The 2796-nt window shown below is 63.7% G+C and carries 3 protein-coding genes; 1 reads left to right on the top strand and 2 read right to left on the bottom strand.

Features of this window, described 5'->3' with window-relative positions:
* Positions 1-93: HesB/IscA family protein (locus ACK5L9_RS17045; protein WP_416912650.1), on the top strand; the 93-nt coding region annotated here is incomplete at its 5' end.
* Positions 94-106: 13 nt separating this feature from the next.
* Here ACK5L9_RS17045 and ACK5L9_RS17050 read toward each other — a convergent pair.
* Positions 107-1381 (bottom strand): CAP domain-containing protein, encoded by a 1275-nt coding sequence (locus ACK5L9_RS17050; RefSeq protein WP_416912648.1) that lies wholly within the window; start codon positions 1379-1381, stop codon positions 107-109.
* Positions 1382-1599: 218 nt separating this feature from the next.
* On the bottom strand, positions 1600-2796 hold a 1197-nt coding region (locus tag ACK5L9_RS17055), incomplete at its 5' end, for an aldehyde dehydrogenase (RefSeq protein ID WP_416912649.1).

The following is a 2796-nucleotide window of genomic DNA, read 5'->3' on the forward strand; positions in this document are numbered from 1 at the left end:
GACTTTGCCGATGAACTGATCGGCGCCCGTTTCGTGATCGACAATCCCAACGCCACCTCAAGCTGCGGCTGCGGGACGTCGTTTTCGATCTGACCGCCGGACGACGTCAGACCAGCACAATATCCGACGCGATGCTTTCCGAGGTCAGGTCGCGCCCGGCAAGGAACAGGCTGTCCCCGTCGCCGAAATCGATGATCACGCCGCGTTCGGTCTGGCGCATGTTGGTGTCGATGAAAAGCTGCACGTCCGAGGGATCGTCGATCAGCCCGTCCAGATGAATCTTGTCGGTCCCAGCCTGATAGCCGCGAATCGTGTCGGCACCGCAGCCTTCCTCGAACAGGAAAACATCCGCGCCACCGCCACCCGCCAGAATGTCGTTGCCCGCGCCCCCGTCCAGCGTGTCGGCATGGGAACCCCCGTTCAGCGAATCGTTGCCGTCGCCGCCTGACAGCCAGTCCTTTCCGGCCTGCCCTTTCAGCATATCCGCGCCGTCCTGCCCGCGCAGCGTGTCGTTGCCGCGATGCCCGGAAAGCCCGTCATTGCCGGCTCCGCCTTCCAGCAGATCATTGCCCTGCCCGCCCAGCAGCCGGTCCCGGCCACCGCCGCCCATCAGCGAATCACTGCCATTGCCGCCGGTCAGCCGGTCGGCCCCGCGCTGCCCCATCAGCACATCGTTGCCGTCATCGCCCGACAGGCTGTCATTTCCGCCGCCGCCCTCGCACCAGTCATCGCCAGCCAGCCCCTGCGCCCTGTCCGCGCCCCGGCCCAGTTGAAAATCGTCATTGCGATCCGTGCCATTGCCCGAATGCCGCCGTTCCTCGCCATCGAAACCCTGACGCCATTCGTCGCGATCAGGCCCCTTGGGCGCGGGTTCGGGTGCGGGCCGGTCGTCGGACGAGAATTGCCGCTTTCCGTCAATCTGCACCTTGCCATCGGTCACGGCGAAATTCTGGGTCGCCATCAATACCTTGAAATCGCGCCCGTCCACATTCAGCTTGCCGACCTTGAGGCCGATCCCGATCAGGGAAAAATCCGGGTTGTAGATATTGGCGGCGTGGCCCGGACTGTTCAGCAGCATCTGGTGCAGTTCCCCGATCTCGTCGCGCAGGCCGTTTTGGCCCGATACGCCGATATAACCGATATTTTCCGCCGTTCCCCAGTTACCCTGCAAATCCAGCCCTGCAGTGACCATCCTGTCCTTGGACGAGGATCCGTTGACACCGGTATGCGAAAAGACGTCGGCATCCAGCATCCAGAGGCTATGCGCATCCGATGAATCGTTCAGCGACTTTTCGATCTGAAGGGTGGACAGTCCGCGTTCGGCGCGCGACTGATTGACGAGGCTGACAAAATAACGTTCGTTCTTGTTGGCTTTGGACATGTTGGTCCTCCGGTATTCAAATAGCGTTCATTGCCCGCATCATGCAGGCATTTTTCTGACATAAAATCTGAAAATTCCTAAAATGCGCTTAAGCGCGCTCAGGGATCTGCCATGCCCCTGCCGGACCGGTCAAGCCCGCCAGCAGCCAGCCGCCGAGCAAACCAGTACGAAATCGCGACAACGCGCCGCAGCCCTTTTTCCGCAGCGGCGAAATCCGCCTAAAACGGGAAATGCTGGTGCGGATCCTCGATCGTCAGCCAGCGCAACGTGGTGAAGGCGTCAACCGCCGCCTTGCCACCGAACCGGCCATAACCCGAATCCTTGACCCCGCCAAAGGGCATCTGCGCCTCGTCGCCCACGGTCGGGCCGTTGATATGGCAGATGCCGCTGTCGATCTGGTCGGCCACCCGCAGGGCGCGGGTGACGTCGCTGCCATAAACCGCCGCCGACAGGCCATAGGCGGTATCGTTGGCCACCCGAATCGCCTCGGCATCGTCCGTGACGCGGATGATCGGCTTGACCGGGCCAAAGCTTTCCTCGGCATAGATGGTCATGTCGGCGGTGACATTGTCGATCAGCGTCGCCTGCATGATGGTGCCTTCGCGCGTGCCCCCGGCAACGATCCTGCCGCCCTTGGCGGTCGCGTCGGCGATGATCCGGTCCATCTTTTCCGCCGCTGCGGGCGTGACCAGCGCGCCCAGCACCACCTGCCCGCGCGGATCGCCCGCCGGAAGGGCCGCGGCCTTGGCGGCAAGGGCAGAGACAAAAGCGTCGGCGATGCCTTCTTGCACGATGATCCGCTCGGTTGACATGCAAATCTGGCCCTGATTCATGAAAGCCCCGAAAGCCGCACCATTCACCGCCGCGCCAATATCGGCATCGTCCAGCACGATCATCGGTGCCTTGCCGCCCAGTTCCAGCAGCACCGGCTTCAGCCCGGCTGCGGCTTTTTGCGCGATGATCCGGCCCACTGCGGTCGAGCCGGTGAAATTCACATGCCGCACCTCGGGCGCGGCGATCAGCGCATCGACAACCTCGGCGGCATCCTCGGGGGCATTGGTAACGACATTCATCACGCCATCGGGAAAGCCCGCCGCGCGGAAGGCCTCGCCAATGGCCAGATGCGTCGCGGGGCACAGTTCCGAGGCTTTCAGGATCGCCGTGTTGCCGCAGGCGATGGGCATGGCAACGGCACGCGTGCCAAGGATCACCGGCGCGTTCCAGGGCGCAATACCTAGGCAGACCCCCAGCGGCCGGCGCTGCGACAGGGCCAGCGTGCCGGGCTGGTTCGAGGGGATCACCTCGCCCGAGATCTGCGTGGTCATCGCCGCCGCCTCGCGCAGCATCCCGGCAGCCAGCATGCAGTTGAACCCGGCCCATGGCCCGGTCGCTCCGGTTTCCGCGATCATGGTCGC

This window comes from Paracoccus sp. (in: a-proteobacteria) (genome assembly GCF_047973135.1).
Taxonomy (GTDB): domain Bacteria; phylum Pseudomonadota; class Alphaproteobacteria; order Rhodobacterales; family Rhodobacteraceae; genus Paracoccus.

What these genes read in the sequence shown, in the direction of transcription:
- ACK5L9_RS17050 (WP_416912648.1), bottom strand. Translation starts at nt 1,381, where the DNA reads ATGTCCAAAGCCAACAAGAACGAACGTTATTTTGTCAGCCTCGTCAAT.